We start from the raw sequence: 24,062 nt of genomic DNA, 5'->3' as shown, positions 1-24,062 counted from the left end.
TTAGCTCCATTTATGCCATTATAATCAAAAAAGCGACATGCCCTGCATGTCGCTTTTTTGATTATAAAATGAGTTTTCTTATTTCTTTCCGAACACCTGTTTCAGCAGGCTGGTTACCTGTGCAGCAGGGTCTGTACGGATCTTAGCTTCTTCCTGTGCAATGCTGTAGAACATACCGTCCATTGCTTTTTGTACCACATAGCTACTCAGGTCTGGATTAACCTTGCGGCTCACCAGCGGTAACTGGTTATAGGTAGTAAATACCGTTTTCCAGAGATTGGTCGCACCCACTTTTTGCAGGGAACTCTGAATAATTGGTCTGAATGCTTGGGTAAGTGCATCAGAAGTTCTCAGTTTCAGGTAATTGGTAGCTGCATTGTTGCCACCAGTCAGGATACCGACACCATCCTGCAAAGACATGGTCGTAATGGCATTGACGAAAATAGGAGCAGCCTGTTTGGATGCATCCTCCGCAGCGCGGTTCATCGACAGGATCGCTTTATCTACTAATGCGCCCATACCTACAGAACGCAGGGTCTTCTCTACCTGCTGTACCTCTGGCGGCATGAGAATTTTTACAGCAGCATTTTTAAAGAAGCCGTCTGTAACCGATAATTTACCGGCAGCATTATTGGCTCCTATCCGCAGGGCTTCTTTGAGGCCGCTTACAACCTGTGCATTGCTCAGGTTGCCGGCGCTGTTCGTGCCGGAAGTATTTTGCTGGTTTTTATTGCCAAACAGGGAGTTGAGCAGTTCATTGGCATTCTGTGCCTTTGCCTGCAAGCCTGTTGCAAATAAAGAAGCGATCAAAAGTCCTCCTTTCAGGATATTTTTCATCATAATTTATATTTTTCGGATGTTAAGGCAGCGATGCCAAACAATAATACTAAGATAATAAAATTCGGCAGAAGTTTAATTCAGGGCCCAGGTATCCAGGATCTGCTGTGCATGATCCTTACTTTTTACCTTATCGATAATGTGTTCAATAATACCTTTCTCATTAATTAAGAAGGTTGTACGCACAGTACCCATATATTCCCTGCCCATAAACTTTTTCAGCTGCCAGACCTGATAAGCATCTACCATATGGTGATCTTCATCAGCCAGGATAGGGAAGTTTAACTGGAACTTATCCGAAAATTTCTGATGACTTTTGGTCGCGTCAATGCTTACGCCAAGAATGGTAATCCCCTTATCTTTTAAGGTATTGAAATTGTCTCTCAGGTTACAGGCCTGTGTAGTACAGGTTGGTGTATTATCCTTAGGATAAAAATAAATAGCCAGTTTCTTTCCTTTATAATCCTTTAACTGGTGCTCCTGGCCATATTGGTCAATTGCTTTGAAATCGGGAGCTTTATCTCCTGCTTGTAGCATAAATAAGACAATGTTTGTCTTGCAAAAATATGCGATTAAAGACAAACCGTTTGTCTTTAATCGCATATTAAGGTGTTAAGGTGCAGGTTTTAGTTTAGAAAGGCAGATGCTCTTCTGCTACAAAGCTTTCCTCAGCCTGCTCAGGCCACTGCTGATCGTTCTTTTTATCCAGAAGCATATAATTACCGGCCCTTATTTCGGTAATATATTGTGCCTGTCCTGCGGCATTCACATAACTGCGGCTGGTAATCTTACCCTCAATCAGTATCATAGTCCCTTTAAATATTTGCTGCTCTGCTTTGGCCGCCAGTTTGTCCCAGAGTACGATCTGGTGCCAGGTGGTTTCATGCTGCCATTCTCCTTTCCTGTTTTTGTACCGGTCATTCGTGGCCAGGCGTACACGGGCTACAGTAATACCATTGTCCAGGGTTTTAGTCTCCGGGTCTGCTCCTGCATAACCGATTAATCTTACGCTGTTGTTTAAGCTGCTCATCTGAATAAAATTTAAAATGAATAATGAAATTTGTTTGCTATTTTGTGTTACTTGCTGATGCAAAGATGCAGACGGGTAGCGGCCTGACCCGGTATTTAAGTACTTATGTACTGGTATAATTGTTTGTAACCGTTTGTTGTCGTCTAAAACCGAATTGAAACCTATGGAAACCAAAGAAAAGCGTTGCCTGGACTGCTCCAGGCAACTAAAAGGCCGTACAGATAAAAAATTCTGTGATGATGCTTGCCGTAATCATTTTAATAACCGGCAAAACAGTGATCAGAACAATTTTGTCCGAAATATTAACAATATACTGCGCAAGAATAGGCGAATTTTGCAGCAGTTTATGGAAATGGGAGAACCGACGGTTAAAGTACGCCGGGAAACCTTGCTACAGCAGGGTTTTCAAACCCGTTATCATACCCATCAGCACCTGACACAGAAAGGTCATGTATACCAGTTCTGTTACGAATACGGATATCTGTCCCTGGAGTCAGACTGGGTGCTGATCGTAAAAAGGGATAAGCCCTGAACTATATTAAGAGAAATCACATGAGTGCAGAAACAATAAAGCAGATTTTAGAGAAACGACCCCTGATCATTTCCGGCCCTTGCAGTGCCGAAACGCGTGAGCAGGTACTGGATACAGCAGAGGCATTAAAACAGACCGGCAGAGTAGATATATTACGCGCCGGTATCTGGAAGCCCCGGACAAGACCGGGTAGTTTTGAAGGAGTAGGATCGGTTGGACTGAGCTGGCTGCAAGAGGCCAAAGCACTAACCGGATTACCGCTGGCCGTGGAAGTGGCCAATGCCCGCCAGACAGAAGAAGCCCTCAAAGCCGGAATTGATGTACTCTGGATCGGTGCCCGTACGACTGTAAATCCATTCAGTGTACAGGAAGTCGCAGATGTATTGTATGGTGTAGATGTACCAGTATACATCAAGAACCCGGTGAATGCGGATGTGGAACTCTGGCTTGGAGCCTATGAGCGCATGCAGAAAACGGGAGATAAAGCGATTGGCCTGATACATCGTGGGTTTTCACACTATGGCAATACCGTATACCGCAATGCACCCATGTGGCACCTGGCACTGGAAATGAAACGCAGATGCAGTGATGTCCCTTTTATTATTGACCCCTCACATATCTGCGGTAATCGCCACCTGTTGCAGGAAACCATTCAAAAAGCAATGGACCTGCGCTATGACGGGGTGATGATCGAATCCCATATCAACCCCGATGCTGCCTGGAGCGATGCCCGTCAGCAAGTAACCCCGGATAACCTGGTGCATATACTGGATCAGATTATCTGGAGGCAGGAAGAAATGCCCACGGAAGAGTTGCACACCTTGATGCAGAAATACCGCACGCAGATAAACCAGTTGGATAATGAAATCATCGAACTCCTGGCCAGCCGTATGCAGCTGGTACAGGAAATCGGTAAATATAAAAAAGAGAATGATGTCACGATTCTCCAGGTGAGCCGCTGGAAGGAAATACTGGACCGTTTATGTGCCAAAGGTGCCGCCCTGGGATTAAGCGAAGAATTCATCATTCAGTATTTCGATGCCATACACCTGGAGAGCATTAAGCAACAGGATATGGTCATGAATCAGAAAAAAGATTAATCATGCAGGCGATTTCGATACAATTCACAAAGGCTGCAACACAATTTTGTTTCGATGCGTCAATAGAGGCATTGCCGGAACTGCTGTCCGGACGCACAATCTATGTAACCGATACCAATGTTTATGCAGCACATACAGCCCTCTTTGCCAACAAAGATGTGATCATACTTCCTGCAGGAGAAGCGGCCAAAAGCCTTACGGTACTGGAGCGTGCAGTAAATGAATTGCTTGCATTCAATGCAGATCGTAACTGTTTTCTGGTTGGTGTTGGCGGTGGAGTAGTCACCGATTTTACCGGATTCCTTGCAGGCATATATAAGCGGGGCATTCGTTTCGGATTTGTACCGACAACGATACTGGCTATGGTAGATGCCGCCATCGGAGGGAAGAATGGGCTGGATATCGGTATGGCCAAAAACATGATTGGACTTACCCTGCAGCCGGAGTTCCTGTTGTATGATTATCAATTGCTGCGTACGCTTCCTCAGGAAGAATGGATCAATGGTTTCGCAGAAATCATTAAACACGCAGCGATCTATGATGCAGATTTATTTGCCGCGCTGGAAGCACATGCACTGGCAGACTATCAGCAGCAACATACATTATTAGCCGAACTGGTACAACGCAATGCTTTACTGAAAGCAAGAGTGGTACAGCAGGATGAATTTGAACGGGGAGAACGCAAGAAGCTCAACTTCGGTCATACACTGGCCCATGCAATAGAAAATCCGTATCAGCTGGCCCATGGTGCAGCAGTAAGCATAGGCATGTGTTTTGCCGCGCAATTATCTGCACAATTAACCGGCTTTACAGAAGCAGAACGGTTACAAAAACTGATCGTGCAATATCACTTACCGGACCGTCTGGCTTTTGACAAAGAAGCCACACTTGCACTGATGCAGGCCGATAAGAAAACAGCCGGATCCGGGATTGACTATATTTTACTACAAACCATAGGAGCAGCAGAGATCAGCACCATCTCATTTGATATCATAGCTGCAGCAATGCACTAATCAGCACATTTACAAAACAGTGATCATTAATGAATATATCTATACAACCACAGGCCGTTAAAGGAAATATACGTATCCCATCTTCTAAAAGTGTAAGTCAGCGCCTGTTGGCCGCAGCATTATTACGCAAGGGAAAGACCGTACTGGAGCACTTCGGCGGTTCTGCAGATGAGAAAGCAGCACTTTCCCTGATCAGGCAGTTGGGAGCTGCAGCACAATATATACCGGATGAGCAAAAGGTTGAAGTAGATTCGGAGGGTTTTCCGAATGATGCGATAGAGCCGATGATTCATTGTGGAGAAAGCGGTCTGGCATTGCGTATGTTCAGTATGATTGCGGCACTGGCCGACAAAGAAGTCGCTATTGAAGCAGAAGGTTCTTTACGGAACCGGCCACTGAAACTTATAGAAGAGGCATGTACTGCGCTTGGTGTACACTATACCAGCGATCCAGCACAAGGCTTCCCGATTACAATAAAAGGCCCATTACAGCCTAAAGATATTACCCTGGACGGAAGCATTACCTCTCAGGTACTTAGCGGTGTGCTGATGGCTTATGCGCAGGCGGAGATCATCGAACCCGTAACCATTACTGTCGGGCAGCTGAATAGCAAACCTTATATTGATCTTACCTTACAGGTACTGGAGACTTTTGGTATGAATGTACCGCAGAACGATAATTACGAACGATTTATCTTTAATCCGAAAAAGGCTGTTGCCGCTCAGGGACTGAAAAAGGTGTCTGTAGAGGGCGATTGGAGCAATGCAGCTTTCTTTCTTGTTGCCGGTGCTATCGCCGGATCGGTAAGCGTCAGCGGACTGGACGTATTCTCCGCTCAGGCCGATAAAAAAATTATAGAAGCCCTGCATGATTGTGGTTGCCGTATGTCAATCACTACAGAAGAAGTAGTGGTGCAACATCAGGCCCTGAAAGCATTCCAGTTCAATGCCACAGACTGCCCGGACCTGTTCCCTCCATTAGTGGTGCTGGCTGCCTGTGCAGAAGGAACTTCTGTTATAGAAGGCGTAAGCAGATTACAACATAAGGAGAGTAACCGTGCCCTGACCTTGCAGGAGCAGATGGGCAAAATGGGTGTTTCTATTACCCTGCAGGATGATTATATGATCGTCAAAGGAAAGGCTGATATAAAAGGAGCAACTGTAGATTCCTGTAATGATCACCGCATTGCTATGGCAGCAGCCATACTGGCTTTAAGAGCTGATGGTACGGTACATATTACACAGGCAGATGCCGTGAATAAATCATACCCGGCATTTTTTGATCACCTGAATGCGATCGTGCAGGAGCCTGGAAGGTAGTTTTAATGCCAATTTTACACAATAAAATATAAAAATCGGTAATATTTTCCGGTCATAAAAACAGGACACGACGACCCGTCAGGGCGCTACTGTTAAATAATGACGAAATATCATGTATTTGTTTCTGGTGCTTAGTTTGTAGGATTAATTTTATAAAAGAAAACAAAGCGTCAGAGCTATGAACTTAAATAATTTCACAATCAAAGCACAGGAGACCCTGCAACAGGCACAGCAGGTCGCCTTTAACCATAACAATCCATATATTGAAACCCAGCACTTACTCAAAGCTATGCTGGAAGATAAAGAAGGGCCTATTGAATTTCTCTTAAAGAAAAGTAATGGTAACCTTAACCTGATCAATACAAAACTGGATGAAAGTATTGCCCGTATTGCCAAACAGACCGGCGGAGATGCCGCACAGTCGGTAAGCAGGGAGGTAAACAATGCGATCCTGAGAACCTCAAATATCCTCAAAACATTCGGGGATGAATTTGTAAGTCCGGAGCACCTTTTACTGTCTATTATACAAGGCAGCGACGATACCGCAAAACTGCTTAAAGATGCCGGGGTAACCGAAAAGGCACTGGTCGCAGCTGTTAAAGACCTGAGAAAGGGCAGTACAGTCAATTCTCAAACTTCAGATAATAGCTACAATTCCCTTTCCAAGTACGCGAAAAATTTGAATGAACTGGCACAAGCCGGTAAGCTCGATCCGGTAATCGGCCGTGATGAGGAGATCCGCAGAACACTGCATATCCTTTCCCGCCGATCCAAAAATAACCCGATACTGATCGGGGAACCGGGTGTGGGTAAAACCGCTATTGTAGAAGGTTTGGCACATCGTATCATTAACGGTGATGTGCCGGATAGCCTGCGCAGCAAAATCATCTATGCACTGGATATGGGACTACTGATCGCAGGAGCAAAGTATAAAGGTGAATTTGAAGAGCGCTTGAAATCTGTGGTAAAAGAAGTTTCTGAAAGTGATGGAGAGATCATTCTGTTCATTGACGAGATACATACACTTGTTGGTGCAGGTGGGGGAGAAGGGGCTATGGATGCCGCAAATATCCTGAAGCCGGCCCTGGCCCGTGGCGAACTGAGAGCAATCGGGGCCACTACCTTAAATGAATACCAGAAGTATTTTGAAAAAGATAAAGCCCTGGAGCGCCGCTTCCAAAAAGTTCTTGTAGACGAGCCGAGCACTGATGATGCAATCTCTATCCTGCGCGGATTGAAAGATCGCTATGAAACACACCATCATGTGCGCATCAAAGATGAAGCCATTATTGCAGCGGTAGAGCTGTCTCAAAGATATATTACCGATCGTTTTCTGCCCGATAAAGCGATTGATCTGATCGATGAAAGTGCAGCGAAACTGAAGCTGGAAATGAATTCTATGCCCGAGCCGCTGGATGAACTGGAAAGAAGAATCCGCCAGCTGGAGATTGAACGCGAAGCGATCAAACGGGAGAATGACGAAAGCAAATTACAGACGCTGAATACCAATATTGCGAACCTGCTGGTAGAGCGTGATACGCTTAAAGCTAAATGGACTACCGAAAAGGAAATGGTTGAAAAAATACAGCAGTCAAAAAGCCGTATTGAAACCCTGAAACAGGAAGCCGAAAAAGCAGAGCGTGACGGCGATTACGGTAAGGTTGCCGAGATCCGTTATGGTAAACTGAAAGAAGAAGAAGCGCAACTGGTATCCAATACCAACGCCCTGAATGAACTGGCCCTGGATCGTCGCTTACTGAAAGAAGAAGTAGATGCCGAAGATATAGCAGAGAATGTAGCGAAGGCTACCGGCATACCGGTACAGAAAATGATGCAGAGCGAGCGGGAGAAATTACTGCACCTAGAAGAACAATTGCATAAACGTGTAATAGGCCAGGATGAGGCGATTACTGCAGTAGCAGATGCCATTCGCAGAAGTCGCGCAGGCCTGCAGGATGAGCGCAAGCCAATCGGTTCTTTCATCTTCCTGGGTACAACCGGTGTGGGTAAAACAGAACTGGCCAAAGCCCTTGCAGAAGCCCTGTTCGATGATGATTCTATGATGACCCGTATCGACATGAGCGAGTACCAGGAGAAGCATAGCGTAAGCCGTCTGGTGGGTGCGCCTCCGGGATATGTGGGTTATGATGAGGGTGGTCAGCTGACCGAAGCCGTACGCCGTAAACCATATTCTGTAATCCTGCTGGATGAGATAGAGAAAGCACACCCGGATGTATTTAATGTGATGCTGCAGGTACTGGATGATGGCCGCCTGACCGATAATAAAGGTCGCGTGGTGAATTTTAAAAATACCATCATTATCATGACCAGTAACCTGGGCTCTGATATTATACAGGAAAATTTTGAAGGATTGAGTGGTAGTAACGATGCAAAATTCCACGATGTGTTTGAACGTACAAAAGACGATGTGATCCTGATGCTGCGTCAAACCCTGAGACCGGAATTTATTAATCGTATAGATGAGGTAATCATGTTCCATCCGCTGCTGAAAAATGAGATTCGCGGCATCATCAAAATACAGTTTGATGAAGTTAAAGAACGGGTAGCCCAACAGGGCATTACGCTGAACTTTACGGACTATGCTGTAGATTATTTTGCAGAACAGGGATTTGATCCGCAGTTCGGTGCCCGTCCGTTGAAAAGACTGATCCAGAAAGAGATCATCAACTTATTGAGCCGCCATATCATTGCCGGAGATATAGATAAGTCCAAGCCGGTACTGATCGATGTCTTTGACGGAACAGTGGTATTGCGCAATGAAGAAAAACAGTAAAATTCGATTTATTTGTTGTTAACGTAAAAAGGGATGCTTGTCTAAGCATCCCTTTTTTATTGTTGAAAAGTAAGTAGTCTATTTTTTAATGAACTTGTGCGTACTGATCTCTGTACCGTCCGTAATACTGATATAATACATACCGGATGCATAAGATGATACTGGTATGCTCAAGCGGCTTGCACCACTCAGTTTCTGGTAGTCCTGCTGCCATACCGTTTTGCCTAAAACATCTGTAATACTGATGCGGTAAGTAGCAGCTGGATCGTTGTTGAAATGCACAAACAGATCATGATTAACCGGGTTAGGGAACACGCTGATATTGTTGCTCGCCTCACCATTCAGCAGCATTGCGATGTCAGAATATTGCAGACTCTGATCTTTATGTTCTACACGTAAACGGTAGTATACTTTCCCGTTCAAAGAAGCAAATTGCTTGTCAGTATATTGATACACCTGTTCTGTAATTTGCTGATCTCCTTTAGCGCTGACAGAGCCGATCTGTGTAAAGTAGTGTCCGTCCAGGCTGCGTTCAATAGTATAACCGGCAGTCATGGCGTCTTCTTTTACTTTCCAGTCCAGTAAAGCATCACCTGCTGTTGTTTTGCTGGCTTTGAAACTCAATAATGTTACCGGCAATGGAGCTGTTACGGTTATGGTTCTCGCATTTGCAGATACCTGCCCGCAAATACCGGTCTGATTCAGTAAAGCAGTATTAAAGCTGTTAAATGAAGTGCCAGCATAGGTTGTATTTAATGCTGCAGCAGTGCTGGTCGAGGATAAGCCATATACAGTATAGTTACCGATCGGGAAATTACCCGTATTGGTCATATTTGCAGTAGTAGCGATCTGTACAATATTACCGGTAGTATTGTTGACCATAACATACATATAATTGGTACCCGCAGGGTTAGCGATACCGGTGCTGAGACCACCGCCACCAGGCGTAACCACATTAATGCTGAAGTTGTTTGGTAAAGAAACCGAATTGCTGAACGTCGATACCTGTAGTACATATTTTTGATTCGCACACAGGCTGGCACTGGTAGATGTACCAATGATTACCCCATCGTTTGTAGCATTCATATTGGCCGATGAAGCCAGGAAGTTGTCACAGACGCTGGAACTGTTATAAGCACCTTCATATAAGTTTACTACAATATTTCCGGAGGTGGTTCGGTTAAATGTATATGTTCCGGATACCGATGGATAGAACTCAATGAGATTATAACGGTTGCTGTTACTAGGCCCTTGACAGGCAGGGGTATTAGGATTGTAGAAGGATAAATTACCAGCTGTAGAAGAACTGGTTATTGCTCCGGTAATCGGGGAGCTAATCGTTGTACCATAAGCAGGTGTCAGACTCATATTTAATGAGGCATCACCCACAGGAGCACTTAGCGTAGTAGCCGGTGTAAATTGTGTGCCGTTGGCTAAACAACCAGAACTGATGCTGATGTCTGCTGCATTGATATTGAAATAAATGTTCCCGATTGATTCAATCATAAAGCGGCCGGAACAGGTAGGCAGGTTGGGTACCGTAATGGTTTCGGTACCGTCATTAGGTGTGCTGGCCAGGATCGTGTATGGGAAAGTCTGTCCCCCGTCTGTAGAAAAAGAGATTTTGATATTAGGCATTGCGGCACAGGCCGTAGCCGTATTCCAGTTAAGGGTAACGGTATTCGAACCATTAGCCACCAGTGAAGTTGTGGTGTTCAGGTTGGTAAAGGAAAACGGACCACAAGCCAGTGTAGTAACCGCCACATCTGCATAAGCGGCAGCACCACCACCGGAATGGTTATCTCTTGCCGTACCACGGAAGTTCATTGTTCTGGCTACGGTAGGCAGCACCTCGTATGTGCCCGACGCATTACCTAACAATACCGAAAGGCTCGGTAGGTATCTTGTCGCGCTGGTACCTGGAGGGAACGATCTGAACTGCGGGCCGGAAGTCGCCGTTGCACTTGGAGCGCTGGAGGTACCAACACCTCCGATCGCATCTATCTGCTCCCAGGTATAGGACAATACATCTGCAGCATTGGCATCAGTCGTATTCAGGGTAAGTTTAAACGGCGTGCCGTTGGGAATGGAGTAGCTGGCCGATGTCACGTTACTGATAGGTGTCGTGTTGCCGCTACTGCTAAGGGTCGCACATCCTGCACCAGCACCAGAAGTGATAAAGGTAGCAATCTGTCCCAGGCTGCCCCCGTGAAAGTAATCATCAGAGTTGTTCTGGTACGAATTGCCGGTACAGGTACCTGCATAAGCCATGATCGTAGATCCACCACCGGGCTCCCAGCCTGTTGCCGGATTGGTATTACCGCTACAGCCACCATTGTTGGAGGCCATAGTATGCTGGGCCGAAAACTGGTGTCCGATCTCATGTGCAATCATATTGTCGAACACCGGACCGGAAGAGCCGGTACTGAAGCCGCTGTTCAGACCTCCTGCACCACGTCCTTTGCTGGAGCCACAGGTGGAACTTAACTGCGCCAGTCCGCCGGACCATCCGTAACCAAATAAAATGCCGACATCATAGTTTGCACTGGTTATATTGGTATTCAGTGCTGTATTGTTTTCCGTCAGGGTTGTGCCGGAAGGAAAGCTAACAGTAGTATAAGGATCTATAGTCGCATCAGGGTAGATAACAGAGTTGTTGGTCACCAGGGTGAAATGTATACTGGCGTCTCTCTCATAAATTGCGCTGATATTATTTACAGAAGTCGTAATCAGGGCCAGTGCTGCTGCCTGACCTGTGGCCCAGGTTGTATATTCTCCCGATGCCGCGACTGCAAGACGATAATTGCGCATCTGTGAAGAGCCCAGGTATGCCGTCATTAAATGCAGGTCCGGTTCTGAACTATACAGACTGCCATCTGTGCCGCATTTGGCTGCCGCTACGTGTTGCTGCATATCCTTTGCGGAATAAATAATCAGGTTGTCGGGCTGTTGCAGGTCGACCGGTGCGAGGTAGATGGCGCCTTCCATCCTCGCTATACGGATCGTCCCCATCATACCCAATGGGCTAAGGGTAAGGCGCAGTGATTTTTGGCCATCAGCAGAGATACCTTTAAATGCAAGGATGTCAGGATTGGCTACCAGGAAAGATTCCGGGAGTATATTACTGCTGCTGATGACAAAATCTTCCTCCTTGCCATCCAGCATGGGGATAGTGATTGTTGTACTGAAAGAAGGGTCATTGTACCGACCGCGGATATTATGTATAAAAGATAGAATCGCCGATCGATCCTGACTAAAGATGCGGTAGGAACTCAATTCCTTGGTTATAGGAGCGCTGATCTGGTCAGATATCGGATCAGCGTGAAATTTCTGTATTCTCGCATATGCAGGAGCAGAAAGAAGGCCGAGACATAAAAGCCCGGCACAAACGGATGAGTAATAGTGGTGCATAATTAGAGGTTATTTATTGCTACTAATGTACTCATGTTTAAAGTAATATGCAATAAGTTTTAATGTTATTTTATCGTAACTCTATTTTTGTTTTAATTTTGCAGATTCAAATCCAGAGAATAGTATATGTCGATTAGTGTGCCGGAAGTACCAACTTGTTTTATTCCTTTCCAACGGGAGATTGCTCCATCAGAATTGCCGGAGCGGTTTACCTTCCCGTTTTATTACGAGCCGCATCCTTTATGTCTGGAAGCGGTAGCTGCATTGCAGCAATACCTCCAATCGCAACAGGAGTGGGAACATAACTTCGGATTACAGGAAGGACGGGCCGGTTTGGTTATCGGTAAGATGTTCGGCGTATTGCTGGTGCAGACCCAAGACGGCCAGGTAGGGTATCTGACCGCTTTTTCCGGTAAGCTGGCCAACTCTAATACGATTGGCCGCTTTGTGCCGCCGGTATTTGATATGCTCAGAGAAGGCGGCGTTTTCAGAACAGGAGAACAGGAGATACACCAGGTAACCCTGCAAATAGCAGCACTGGAAGCGGAACCGGAATATACAACTGCACTTGCAGCTACAGCGCTTGAAGAATCTGCAGTGGCTGCAGATATCGCTCAGCTAAAAGAACAGCTTCGCGAAAAGAAAGCTTTGCGTAAAAGCAGGAGAAATGAACAAAAGACCCTATTGGATGCAGCGGAGTATGAACTGTATTGTGATGCCCTGGCTAAGGAAAGTGTGACAGATAGTGCATACCTGCGCTACTACACACAGCAGCGTCGTCAGGATGCCGATTCGTTACTCCAGACTATTGCCGGATTCCAACAGGAGATAGACCGGCTGAAAGAATTGCGCAAACAACAGTCTGCCCATCTCCAGGAATGGCTTTTTCAGCAATATAACTTTATCAACCAGTATGGAACATATAAAAATGTAAGGGCCATTTTTGATCCGCAGATTTTTGAAAATCCACCCGCAGGCGCTGGCGAATGTGCCACACCCAAAATGCTGCAATATGCTTTTCAGTATGGATTAAAACCCTTGGCTATGGCCGAGTTCTGGTGGGGGCAATCACCTGTTTCAGAAATCAGGAAGCACGGCTATTTCTATCCGGCCTGTAAAGGCAAGTGCGAGCCGATACTGGCACATATGATGGAAGGAATGGAGACCGATGATAATCCCATGCTGGTACAGGAAGACCTGGGCGACCAGATTAAAACGGTATACGAAGATGAATACATCATCGTGGTTAATAAACCGGCAGATTTCCTGTCCGTGCCCGGCATCAATATACAGGATTGTGTATTGAGCATTTTGCAGAAGCGGTATCCCGATGCTACAGGTCCATTACTGGTGCATCGCCTTGATATGGCTACATCCGGCCTGCTGATTGCAGCAAAGACCAAAGAGGCACATCATTATATTCAGAGCCAGTTTATCAAAAAAACAATACAGAAGCGCTACATTGCCCTGCTGGATGGTGTACTGGAGCAGAGAGAGGGTTTTGTTGATCTGCCACTGCGGGTAGATCTCGATAACCGTCCGCATCAGCTGGTATGCTATGAGTATGGCAAACCCTCTAAAACCAAATGGCAGGTGATTGGTATAGAAGGAAATAAGACACGTGTTTATTTCTATCCCATAACCGGGCGCACCCATCAGCTGAGAATGCATTCGGCCCACTCATTGGGTTTGAATATGCCTATCGTGGGCGATGACCTATACGGTACCAAAGCAAACAGGCTGCATTTACACGCAGAGTACCTGTCGGTGAAGCACCCGGCGACCAAACAAATGATCTCATTCCAGGTAGACCCTGAATTTTAAAATTATATGTATATCCGTAAAGGAAAGAAACGGCGTATCCTGCTCTGGAGCATTGGCTTGATCGTGCTGCTGATGAATATTGTTGCGGCCTTGCACGCATACCGCTTTACCCATTTTGAACCGACAACGGAGAAGAGAGTAAAGCCTGATGCACTGTCCTTCTCGCAAAAATTATCGGCCGTTCTGACCGGTGCAGATAACCCGCGTCCACAACTGTTTACAACTCCTCAGCAATCATATGTTACCCTTAAAATAGGAGGAAGCCACCCTACGGAAGGCTGGTATATCAAAGCTCCGGACAGTAAAGGAATTGTACTGATCTGTCATGGCTATGGCTCCAGTAAAGCCGGTATGCTCGACCGGGCAGAAGCATTTCTGAACGAGGGCTACAGCACTTTACTGATCGATCTTATGGGGGCTGGTGCAGCAAAAGGTAATGAGACCACTATCGGATACAAAGAGGCGGAGCAGGTAGCCGAAAGTGTAAAACTACTGGAGCAAATGGGTGCGGTATCCATTATGCGCTATTTGTCCCAGACACCAGGCGTACCGGTACAGGCTACGATATTAGAATGTCCTTTCGGAAGTTTATTACAAACCGTATCAGCACGCTTTTCAGTTATGGGTGTGCCGGCATTTCCTATGGCACATTTGCTGGTGTTATGGGGTGGGGTAGAGAATCAGTTCAATGCGTTTGAGCATTGCCCGATAGATTATGCTGCGGGGATTAAGTGCCCGGTATTATTACTTTCAGGAGGCAGCGACAAGTATGTGAGCCGGTCCGAAATTGAGGCTATTTACCATAATCTGCGGGGAAGAAAAGTGCTGAAGATATACCCGCTTGCGGGTCATGAAAACTATCTGAACCGATATAAAGCTGAGTGGATCGGCGACGTACATGATTTCTTAACTGCTGAAGCAGGAAAGTAAATCACAAATGAACTAATTTTGCAGGATATGAACATCGCTTTTGATGCAAAACGAGCCTTTAAGAATCGTACCGGCCTGGGAAATTATAGTCGTTCCCTCGTGGAGGCTTTGCATCAATACTATCCGCAGCATCAATACCTGTTATACACACCACTGTTGCAGGGTCCAAGCCTGTTTGATCAGGCTTTTGACATGCCTAGGGTAAAGGTGATACAATCTCCCGGCAAGCTTTTGTCTTCTTTCTGGAGAAGTTTCCGGATTCCTTATACCTTACCTAAAAAAGATATTCAGGTGTATCATGGCCTCAGTGCAGAGCTGCCGGCAGGCAATACACCTAAGGGGGTAAAATATGTAGTGACCATACATGATCTTATCTTCCTGCGCTTCCCCGAATTGTATCCGGCCCTGGACCGGAAAATATACTGGTTTAAAACAAAGTCGGCCTGTGATAAAGCCGATCTGATCATTGCCATCAGTGAACAAACCAAAAGAGACCTGGTGCAGTATATGAAAATACCTGCACAAAAAATACGGGTTATATACCAGACCTGCAATGAGATTTTTGAACAATCAGTACCTCCGGAACAGCTAAGAGCTGTGGCTGCAAAATATAAGCTGCCCCAGCGTTTCCTGCTCAGCGTAGGCACGATTGAAACGCGCAAAAATGTACTGTTGATTGTAAAAGCATTAAAGCAACTACCCGCAGATGTTGCGCTGGTGCTGGTCGGTAAAAAGACGGATTACAGTACGGAAGTTGAAGCATACATCCGGGAGCATGATTTGCAGCACAGGGTAAAAGTCCTTTCTGATGTAGGATTTGCCGATCTTCCTGCCATATACCAGCTGGCAACTATATTTGTGTATCCCAGTATTTTTGAAGGCTTTGGTATTCCTATTGTGGAAGCCATAAAGTGTCGCGTTCCGGTTATTGCGGCTACCGGCAGCTGTCTGGAAGAGGCTGGTGGTCCGGACAGCCTGTATGTACATCCTTCTGACGATGCTGCGCTTGCTGCGCACATTGCCCATTTATGGACACGGGAAGACAAGCGGCAGGAGCAGATCGTAAAAGCACTGAAGTATGCAGAACGATTCACAGCAGCCCATTTTGCCGGACATACGATGCAGGTTTACCAGGAACTTGTATGAGGTTTACATAAAAGATAAATAGCTGTCATATAATAAAAGTATTGAGTATGACAGAATTGTCGTACCTTTGCAGCTTATTTCAAAAAATAGTAATGATTACATTCGAACAATTCGGATTAAAAGAGGAAATCGTACAGGCTGTAAAGGCAATTGGATTTGAAACACCATCCCCAATTCAGGAACAGACCATCCCGCTTTTGGTTCGTGAGAACATTGACATTACCGCCCTGGCACAGACAGGTACCGGTAAAACCGCGGCATTTGGGCTTCCTTTGCTGAACCGTATAGAAGAGGGACTTGGCGAAATTCAAGCTTTGGTATTGAGTCCTACAAGGGAATTGTGTATGCAAATTCAGGAAGAATTTGTGAAATATAGTAAATTTCTGTCTGGAGTAGGAGTTGTTGCCGTTTACGGTGGTACTCCGATCGGCGCACAGATCAGAGAAATTAAACGCCGTCCGCATATCATCGTTGCAACACCGGGTCGTCTGATGGACTTGATGGAGCGCGGTGTGATCAATTTAGACCACGTGAAAACAGTGGTACTGGATGAGGCAGACGAGATGCTGAACATGGGTTTCCGCGATGATATCGACTTCATCCTGAAAAATGCAGAAAAGAAAGAAGCCTCCTGGTTATTCTCTGCAACCATGAATAATGACGTAAGACGCATTGCAAAGCGTTTTATGAATAATCCTAAAGAGATTGCAGTAGCAAGAGAAAACGTAACGAATGAGAACATTGATCACCAGTACTTTGTGACCAGCGCTCATCACCGTTATGATACCCTGAAACGTTTATTGGATTTCGCACCGGATATTTACGGTATTATCTTTACCCGCACCAAACAGGATGCTCAGGATATTTCTGAAAAACTGATGCGTGAAGGATATCATGTAAGCCCACTGCACGGTGACATGGATCAGAAAATGCGTACCAAAGTAATGGATCGCTTCAAACGTAAAATGCTGCAGGCGATCGTTGCAACTGACGTAGCTGCCCGTGGTATTGACGTTAACGATATCACCCACGTAATCAACTACGAATTACCGGAAGATGTAGAGAGCTATACGCACCGTAGTGGTCGTACTGCCCGTGCCGGTAAATCTGGTATCTGTATGTCTATCGTTACTCCAAGAGAAATCGGAAAGATCCGTCAGATCGAACGCATTTCAAAAACGAAATTCAACAAATCTGATATTCCTGATGGAAATGAAGTAGTGCGTAAACGCCTGTTCTACTTCATGGAGAAAATTGAAGAGACAGAAGGTCAGACTCACTTCAGCGAAAAAATGAGCAAAGCAATCAACGAGCGCTTTGAAGGCATTGACAAAGAAGACCTGATCCAACGTTTACTGTGGCTGCAACTGAAAGATACCGTTGCTTCTTATGAAGATGCTCCGGACTTAAACTCTGGATACGAGCAGAAATCAACTGAAAGAAGTGCTAACAGAGATGGTTCAGTAAGACTGTTCATCAACTTAGGTACCAAAGATGGTCTGAATACACAGAAACTGATTCAGTTCATTACCGATCAAACAGACTTTGATGGTAATATGATCACTAAGATCACTGTAAGAGAACTGAGCAGCTTCTTTAACATTCCTGCAGATGCACTGGATTATATTTCTGCAAACATCAGCTCCCGTAAATACAATAACCGTAAGGTGCGTGTAGAAGAAGCTGATAACAAACCTTCTTTCGGAGGTGGCGGTAACAGATCCGGTGGCGGTGGCTATGGCGGCGCACGTCGTGAAGGTGGCTACAGCAAAGGTAATTCTTATGGTGGTGGCAATAAGCCAAAAGGAGACTACGGTGATAAACGTGGCCCTAAAGCCAGAAAGCCTTTCAATAACTAAGCATGAAAGCATAGGGTTCAAAACCCTTTAATATAAGCGGAGTGATTTTAACAGGGTAAAGCCCGGTGAAAAATCACTCCGCTTTTTTAGTTTCAAGTCTTATTTAATCTTATTTTCGGCATGGGAAGAAATGTGCCTGCCGGTATCATTGCCGGAAATAAAGATGTACGCACTGACCCAAATGATATGTTTGTAAAATCGCTGCTCAATATTGCTGATAACTTGTCCTCGAATATCTATGTAAAGATGTTCGGAGAAAAACCGGCTTTAAATACTTTTTTATTTCATGCCTGCCTGGAAAAGTCATCGGACTACAAGCATAACCTGCTTTATCCGCAGGAACGGCTTACGGTGCAGGATTTCCGGAATTTCATTCATTTTTTTCTGGATCAGGGATATGTATTTACCGGACCCTTTTCTGCCGGAGCGGATCAGTTCGACCCTGCAAAGAAATATGGCCTGATTACTTTTGATGATGGCTATTATAATAACATCAACCTATTGCCGGTATTAGAAGAGTTCAATATACCCGCACTCTTTTTTGTGCCTACAGATTACCTGTATAACGGGAAAATATTCTGGTCAGATGCCTTGTATTTTTACCGGAAGCAATCCGGTCAGACAGATGAGGCTATTCTTAAAGAAGTCATACATTTAAAAGGCATGCGGTTAAGCGAGATTGAAGCGTATATCAGAACCAACTTTGGTAAACACGCGCTGGATGTACAATATGATGCCAACCGCTTTATGACTGAACAGGAATTTATACAGTTTGCCCGGCATCCGCTGGTTCACATTGGCAATCATACCCATACCCATGAAGTGCTGACCAACCTGTCGGAAGAAGAGGTAAACAAGGAGTTCCGGACTGCACAGGACATATTACAAAAGTTGCTGGGAAGACAGCCCGATTGGGTGTCGTACCCCAACGGTAGTTTTAATGAACGCATTATTGCAATAGCTGCGGAAGCAGGTATGCATACCGGTATCAGTACGATCATGGAAAAGAACTATTTCCCCCTGGATCATTATATTCATGGACAACTGTTACTGCATCGTTTCAACCCGCTGGTACAGGATGGGAAAATGGCGCTCAATAAATTCAGATCTTCCTTCCAACTGAAAACGAAACTTAAGCAATGGATCAATTAAAAATCGTCGCACTGATTGGCACACCTGTACACCTGAATTATTTCGTAAACAGGATTGCGCAAGACCATCAGCTGGCGCTGGTCATCAGGGAAAACTCAAGATCGAACCTCCTGAAGAAGATAATGGAGAAGGGTATCCTGAAATCGGTTTCGATCATAGCCCGTCATTTTATGCAACGCCATAAGATCAGAGCAGGGTATGAACGTGTACTGGGAGACCAGTGGCAGGAAATGAATAGCCATATACCACTGCAGACGGTAGAAGATATCAACAGCCCTGAAGTAGTGGCTTTGCTGAATGAGCTACAGCCTGATCTGGTGATCGTGCAAGGAACTACACTTATCCGGAACAAAACCCTGCAGGGCATTCCATTGGTGCTCAACCTGCACTGGGGGCTTTCTCCATATTATAAAGGATCAAACTGTACAGAGTGGGCGATGATTAATAAGGATATAAATAATATCGGCTTCACGATTCACAAAATATCCTCGAAAATAGATGGGGGAGATATCGTAACACAAGGGCGGCCGGAGATAGAAGTAAGCGATACGGCGAACAGCATCAATATGAAGCTGACAAGAGGTGGAGCTGCAGCGATGTCGCAGGTTATAACCCATATCAAAAAAGAGTTACCCCTGGTATTTGCTACGCAGGATACAAGTCAGGGCCAGTTATACCTTACGAAGCACTGGAGCAGTCAACAGGTAAAAGCACTCAAGAAAGCCGAAGAAGCTATGCAAAAGCTAATTGAAGCTTCAGGAGCGAAGAAGCCAATTATTACAATGAAAGATTAAGCATAAATAAAAGAAAACGGGAGGCCTATTGCCTCCCATTTTCTTTTATTTATTGCAGTACAAATCGTACCGGCAGATTGTATTGTGTTTTTACGGCCTTCCCATTTTGCTTTCCGGGTTTCCATTTCGGCATGCTTTTCACTACACGTATGGCCTCTTTGTCCAGCAGAGGATTGACCTTACGTACTACCTGCACATCTTCAATGTCTCCCTTTTCGGTTACGACGAATTTTAAAATCACATTACCACTGATTCCCTTCTTCGCTGCTTCAGCGGGGTATATAATATTCTTACTCAGGTAAGTCATCAGAGCTGCCTGACCACCGGGAAATTCGGGCATTTGTTCTACAGAGGTAAATACCCTTTCCGATTGTGGAACACCTTCTACCGGTGCAGCCACCGTAATACCCGGATCGATTGCATTCGGATCTCCTGACCCTCCCATTTCTGAAAGGCTTATAGTCTGAAGCTCTCTCTGAGCCGGACGTGGCGGACGAGGTATATCCAGGTTCATATTGCAAACCAGTTGCCCGTCTTCCCATACTTTCCAGGTTCCGGCAGGTTTATTCTGTTTGAAATAGAATTCCATGTATGGTTGTCCCTCTTTCCAGACCTTAAATGATCCGTCTTTTATACTGCGTTTAAACAGGTTCTGTTCTACATATTTTTTTATAGTACGGATGCTTTCCCTTTCTGCTGCAGTACCTGGCTCCAGCTCATCTTTCCAGTCCTGCTGGTAAATGCTGGAGAACACCGAATCCATATATTTCCTGTTGCTGCCATGGTCTCTGTCGGCAACTTCTTCAAATACATAGTTACTGATCTCTTTCATTACCTGGGTAGAAAAAGCAGTATAATGGAATTGCGTGGCAATTCTGCCCTGTTCATCCCAGGACTCCCAGGTGCCGGAAGCCATACCATGATCATAATTACGTTTAGCCGCAACCTTTCCGTTCATATGATAAAAGGTAAATGTACCCTGTTTTACACCATGCTCATAAGTGCCCGTATAGTATACATTTCCGTTGATATAATAAAAAGTACATTTCCCGTCATACTGCTTGCGGGGTATGAGGTTGCTGTACTGGTCCAGTTCCGCAAAGCGGTTACTCCATCTTGCAGAGCGTGTCTGCATCACTTCAGGGTATTCATAACTTTCCATTTCTCCCCATACATAAGCATAATTGCCTTTGAAGGACAGTTTGCCATCGGGGTAGTATTCTTTTATTTTTTGTGCCTGCAGGGTGGTGCCGCCAAGGAGAAGCAATGCTGCAGTGTATTTTATGGTTTGGGTAATCTTTTGCATGTCAGGGATTTGAAGGGATAAATATAGGATTATTCTTATAATAAAACAGGCAACCATATATGGTTGCCTGTTTTATTATAAGAATGTAAAATGAATTAGCGGCTATAGTTTGGCGCCTCTTTAGTAATCACCACACCATGTGGGTGGCTTTCTGCCATACTTGCACTGGTGATGCGGATAAACTGTGCATCATCCTGTAATTTTTTGATAGTAGAAGTACCACAGTATCCCATACCGGCTCTCAGACCACCAACGAATTGTTGTACCACTTCGCTTACAGTACCTTTATAAGGAACGCGACCTACAATACCTTCCGGTACCAGTTTCTTCACATCATCTTCAGCATCCTGGAAGTAGCGGTCTTTTGAACCATCCTGCATTGCATCCAGAGAACCCATACCACGGTAAGATTTGAATTTTCTGCCTTCATAAATGATGGTATCGCCAGGGCTTTCTTCGGTACCTGCAAATACAGAACCGGCCATAATACAGGCTGCACCTGCAGCGATAGCTTTCACCATATCACCGGTGTAGCGGATACCGCCATCAGCGATTACAGGAATACCTTTTTTCTTCAGTGCCTCAGCGGCTTCCATCACAGCAGTCAGCTGCGGAGCACCTATACCGGTAACAATACGGGTGGTACAGATAGAACCAGGCCCGATACCTACTTTTACGGCATCAGCACCAGCTTCTGCCAGGGCCAGGGCACCTGCAGCAGTAGCGATATTACCACCGATAACCGGTAGATTTTTGAAGTTTTTCTTAACCAGCTTCACTGCATCCAGGATACCTTTAGAGTGTCCGTGTGCGCTGTCCAGTGTTACCACATCCACACCTGATTGTACCAGGGCTTCAACACGCTCCAGCAGATCTGCAGTAACGCCTACGGCAGCACCTGCCAGCAGGCGACCGAACTGATCCTTGCAGGAGTTAGGGTGGCTCTTATATTGTAAAATATCACGGAAAGTAATGAGGCCGATCAATTGTCCGGCTTTATCTACGATCGGTAATTTTTCAATCTTATGTTGTTGTAAAATTTTCTCCGCTTTCTGAAGGGTAGTGCCATTTGGTGCGGTCACCAGGTTGGCTGCGGTCATGATTTCAGAAACTTTCTTTTTCACGTTTTTCTCAAAACGTAAGTCTCTGTTGGTAAGGATACCTACCAGCTTGTGTGCGCTGTCCACGATCGGAATACCACCGATCTTGTTTTCTCTCATCACTTTCAGAGCATCACCAATAGTCTGGTCGGGGTGCAGCGTAATTGGGTCGAGGATAAGACCGCTTTCTGAGCGCTTTACCTTTCGTACCTGCTCAGCTTGCTTATCAATACTCATATTCTTGTGTAGAATACCTAATCCGCCTTCTCTCGCCAATGCAATAGCCAGATTCGCCTCCGTAACGGTATCCATTGCGGCCGAAATGATGGGCGTGTTAAGGGTAATGTCTTTGGTAAGTTTGGTGGAAATGTTTACTTCTCTTGGAAGTACTTCTGAATAAGCCGGCACTAAGAGGACGTCATCAAAGGTAAGTCCCTCGCCGTAAAACTTGCTAGATTTTGCTGCCATATGCAAAGATAGTATTAAGAATTCTGTTTTACAAAAATTATCTTTTTATGCACTTATTTATTTTTTTGCATCATATAGGTGTAAAGGGTTACTTTTTACCGGAAATCGTATCAAATAGTATAATTATAATTGCATAAATCCCGCTCTTAACATACTATATACTATTTTTAGGGTGAATTTTAATTTTTGCATAATATCTTTGTAGACAACTAAAGTTTCAAAACAAATAAATCATAAACAATGAAAAAACGCATTTTAGTATTAGCCGCATTTGCCGGTGCCGTGACTTTTGCTTCTTGTGGCGGAGATAATGCCAATGAAGGTACATACACTCAGGCACAGGTTGACTCTATGACAAAAGCTTCAGCAGATTCTATCGCTGCTGCCGCTGCTGCTGAAAAAGATTCTATGCTGAGAAAAGCAGCTGAAGATTCTCTGGCTGCTGCACAAGCTGCTGCTGCCGCTGCTGCAAGTGGTGGTACTGTTGCTAAACCAAGCAAACCATCAACAACCAAGCCGGTAACAACCAAGCCAACGCCTAAGCCAGTTCCGGAAAAACCGAGAACACAGGAAGACATTATCAAAGATAAAAAGGCTTCCCGTTTTGATGACGAAAAAGCAAAACAAAATGCAGCTAAAGACGCTGCTGATAAAAAAGCTTCCCGTTTTGATGAAAACAAACAAAACACTCAGTCTACTTCTGATAAAAAGGCTAGTCGTTTCTAAGAACCTAATATGTTCGCAGATGAAGATCCCGCGAACATGTATACATAAAGAAGCCTCAGGAAATTTCCTGAGGCTTCTTTATGTAACTTAATTGGTATTACGGATTATTGTTTAGTCCAGGTACCAGTGTAGTTTTTAATAGAAACACCGTTATCTAAAGAGTAAGTAATTGTTACTTTTTTAGTGCTCACGTCATATTGGCCAGAACCAGTTACAGTATAAATGTTATCTGGTTTTTGAGCTGGGATACTGAATGAAATAGTGTTACCTGATTTGGTTACATTAGAAGTAACTAATTCAGTGTTAGTGAAGAAGTCACCGAAGTTTGCGATGTTTACTACAGTAACGCTGTTGTTTTTTGATACTACCGGAGTATAAGTATATGGAGTTCCTGTTGAGTTGTCAACGTCTGTTGCATTGAATGTACCAATCATTTGTTCTCTGATCTCAGTAGTACAGTCAGAACCTTCGTATCCAATAGCACAATCTTCTTTAGTACAAGAAGACAAAGTAACAGCGCCTAAAGCCGTTACCGATAATAAAGCTGCGGAAGCAATAATGCGGATTTTTTTCATAATTCTATTTTTTTATTTGTTTTTAATAGTTGTTCATACTTAGAGTGTTGATATGCAAAAGGTTTAATTCTGTATAATCAAAATCTATGGTTTCAGCACAAAAATAAATAAATAGGTGAATAATGTTTATGCCTTAACAATTAATT

At 44.8% G+C, this 24,062-nt stretch carries 19 protein-coding genes; 12 read left to right on the top strand and 7 right to left on the bottom strand.

The window, feature by feature from the left end:
• Positions 1–78: 78 nt before the first annotated feature.
• From FTD44_RS04900 to FTD44_RS04890, 3 genes are all read right to left on the bottom strand, one after another.
• Complete coding sequence (locus FTD44_RS04900; RefSeq protein WP_246625349.1) at positions 79–840, bottom strand: DUF4197 domain-containing protein; 762 nt, start codon at positions 838–840, stop codon at positions 79–81.
• Positions 841–912: 72 nt separating this feature from the next.
• Positions 913–1,374 carry a thioredoxin-dependent thiol peroxidase gene (gene bcp, locus FTD44_RS04895; protein WP_246625348.1) on the bottom strand — a complete coding sequence of 154 codons (462 nt, stop codon included), beginning with the start codon at positions 1,372–1,374 and terminating at the stop codon, positions 913–915.
• Between the two features lie 94 nt (positions 1,375–1,468).
• Positions 1,469–1,867, bottom strand: coding sequence for a single-stranded DNA-binding protein (locus FTD44_RS04890; RefSeq protein WP_222165432.1), 399 nt, complete (start codon positions 1,865–1,867; stop codon positions 1,469–1,471).
• 163 nt (positions 1,868–2,030) lie between these two features.
• On the opposite strand from FTD44_RS04890, the gene FTD44_RS04885 reads away from it, so the two are divergent.
• The 5 genes from FTD44_RS04885 (at position 2,031) to clpB (ending at position 8,625) form a co-directional block, all read left to right on the top strand.
• Positions 2,031–2,399, top strand: a complete 369-nt coding sequence (locus FTD44_RS04885; protein WP_222165431.1) for a hypothetical protein — start codon at positions 2,031–2,033, stop codon at positions 2,397–2,399.
• A gap of 20 nt (positions 2,400–2,419) precedes the next feature.
• Positions 2,420–3,499: a chorismate mutase gene (locus FTD44_RS04880; RefSeq protein ID WP_222165430.1), complete on the top strand. Its 1,080-nt coding sequence runs from the start codon at positions 2,420–2,422 to the stop codon at positions 3,497–3,499.
• Positions 3,500–3,501: 2 nt separating this feature from the next.
• Positions 3,502–4,512, top strand: a complete 1,011-nt coding sequence (gene aroB, locus FTD44_RS04875) for a 3-dehydroquinate synthase (RefSeq protein WP_222165429.1) — start codon at positions 3,502–3,504, stop codon at positions 4,510–4,512.
• Positions 4,513–4,541: 29 nt separating this feature from the next.
• Entirely contained in the window at positions 4,542–5,831 is a 1,290-nt protein-coding gene (gene aroA / locus FTD44_RS04870) for a 3-phosphoshikimate 1-carboxyvinyltransferase (protein ID WP_222165428.1), read from the top strand.
• Between the two features lie 178 nt (positions 5,832–6,009).
• Positions 6,010–8,625 carry an ATP-dependent chaperone ClpB gene (gene clpB / locus FTD44_RS04865; RefSeq protein WP_222165427.1) on the top strand — a complete coding sequence of 872 codons (2,616 nt, stop codon included), beginning with the start codon at positions 6,010–6,012 and terminating at the stop codon, positions 8,623–8,625.
• Positions 8,626–8,703: 78 nt separating this feature from the next.
• On the opposite strand, the gene FTD44_RS04860 is transcribed toward clpB, so the two are convergent.
• The gene (locus FTD44_RS04860) at positions 8,704–12,036 is read right to left on the bottom strand and encodes a zinc-dependent metalloprotease (protein ID WP_222165426.1); all 3,333 of its coding nucleotides are present in this window, start codon (positions 12,034–12,036) and stop codon (positions 8,704–8,706) included.
• A gap of 126 nt (positions 12,037–12,162) precedes the next feature.
• Between FTD44_RS04860 and FTD44_RS04855 the strand changes: the two genes are divergently transcribed.
• From FTD44_RS04855 to FTD44_RS04830, 6 genes are all read left to right on the top strand, one after another.
• The gene (locus FTD44_RS04855; RefSeq protein ID WP_222165425.1) at positions 12,163–13,860 is read left to right on the top strand and encodes an RluA family pseudouridine synthase; all 1,698 of its coding nucleotides are present in this window, start codon (positions 12,163–12,165) and stop codon (positions 13,858–13,860) included.
• A gap of 6 nt (positions 13,861–13,866) precedes the next feature.
• Positions 13,867–14,790, top strand: coding sequence for an alpha/beta hydrolase (locus tag FTD44_RS04850; RefSeq protein ID WP_222165424.1), 924 nt, complete (start codon positions 13,867–13,869; stop codon positions 14,788–14,790).
• 27 nt (positions 14,791–14,817) lie between these two features.
• Complete coding sequence (locus FTD44_RS04845; protein ID WP_222165423.1) at positions 14,818–15,936, top strand: glycosyltransferase family 4 protein; 1,119 nt, start codon at positions 14,818–14,820, stop codon at positions 15,934–15,936.
• A 92-nt stretch (positions 15,937–16,028) separates the two neighbouring features.
• A complete protein-coding gene (locus FTD44_RS04840; protein ID WP_246625347.1) occupies positions 16,029–17,795 on the top strand; it encodes a DEAD/DEAH box helicase in 1,767 nt (588 codons plus the stop codon).
• A 120-nt stretch (positions 17,796–17,915) separates the two neighbouring features.
• Entirely contained in the window at positions 17,916–18,947 is a 1,032-nt protein-coding gene (locus tag FTD44_RS04835; RefSeq protein ID WP_222165422.1) for a polysaccharide deacetylase family protein, read from the top strand.
• The gene (locus tag FTD44_RS04830; RefSeq protein ID WP_222165421.1) at positions 18,935–19,741 is read left to right on the top strand and encodes a formyl transferase; all 807 of its coding nucleotides are present in this window, start codon (positions 18,935–18,937) and stop codon (positions 19,739–19,741) included. The genes FTD44_RS04835 and FTD44_RS04830 overlap by 13 nt, the downstream gene beginning before the upstream one ends.
• 49 nt (positions 19,742–19,790) lie before the next feature.
• Here FTD44_RS04830 and FTD44_RS04825 read toward each other — a convergent pair whose 3' ends face one another.
• Positions 19,791–21,047, bottom strand: coding sequence for an energy transducer TonB (locus FTD44_RS04825; protein ID WP_222165420.1), 1,257 nt, complete (start codon positions 21,045–21,047; stop codon positions 19,791–19,793).
• Between the two features lie 95 nt (positions 21,048–21,142).
• On the bottom strand, positions 21,143–22,615 hold the full coding sequence (guaB, locus tag FTD44_RS04820) for an IMP dehydrogenase (protein WP_129019945.1): 1,473 nt from the start codon (positions 22,613–22,615) through the stop codon (positions 21,143–21,145).
• A 240-nt stretch (positions 22,616–22,855) separates the two neighbouring features.
• On the opposite strand from guaB, the gene FTD44_RS04815 reads away from it, so the two are divergent.
• Positions 22,856–23,341, top strand: coding sequence for a hypothetical protein (locus FTD44_RS04815; protein WP_222165419.1), 486 nt, complete (start codon positions 22,856–22,858; stop codon positions 23,339–23,341).
• Positions 23,342–23,445: 104 nt separating this feature from the next.
• Here FTD44_RS04815 and FTD44_RS04810 read toward each other — a convergent pair whose 3' ends face one another.
• Positions 23,446–23,916 (bottom strand): hypothetical protein, encoded by a 471-nt coding sequence (locus tag FTD44_RS04810; protein WP_129019944.1) that lies wholly within the window; start codon positions 23,914–23,916, stop codon positions 23,446–23,448.
• Positions 23,917–24,062 lie beyond the last annotated feature (146 nt).

Source organism: Edaphocola aurantiacus (assembly GCF_019797745.1).
Classification (GTDB): domain Bacteria; phylum Bacteroidota; class Bacteroidia; order Chitinophagales; family Chitinophagaceae; genus Edaphocola; species Edaphocola aurantiacus.
The sequence above is the reverse complement of the archived record's forward strand: the minus strand, read 5'-3'. Positions and strand labels throughout refer to the sequence as shown.